This is a genomic window from Citrobacter sp. Cs237 (assembly GCF_030332325.1).
Taxonomy (GTDB): domain Bacteria; phylum Pseudomonadota; class Gammaproteobacteria; order Enterobacterales; family Enterobacteriaceae; genus Citrobacter_A; species Citrobacter_A sedlakii.
In genome coordinates this window covers 1-204 of sequence record NZ_JAOWIB010000077.1, presented here as the reverse complement: position 1 = coordinate 204, position 204 = coordinate 1, and the positions used below count along the sequence as shown (strand labels likewise).

The 204-nt window shown below is 53.4% G+C and carries 1 tRNA gene; it reads left to right on the top strand.

Going from position 1 to position 204, the window contains the following annotated elements:
- The first annotated feature begins 126 nt into the window (after positions 1 to 126).
- Positions 127 to 203, top strand: a tRNA-Asp gene (locus tag OGY07_RS02895).
- The last annotated feature ends 1 nt before the right edge of the window (position 204 follow it).

Sequence of the window (204 nt, the reverse complement as noted above, 5' to 3'; positions counted from 1 at the left end):
CTCAGAAGTGAAACGCCGTAGCGCCGATGGTAGTGTGGGGTCTCCCCATGCGAGAGTAGGGAACTGCCAGGCATCAAATTAAGCAGTAAACTGATGTAAAAATCAGTGGTTGTAGAAAAATTCGGTGGAGCGGTAGTTCAGTTGGTTAGAATACCTGCCTGTCACGCAGGGGGTCGCGGGTTCGAGTCCCGTCCGTTCCGCCAC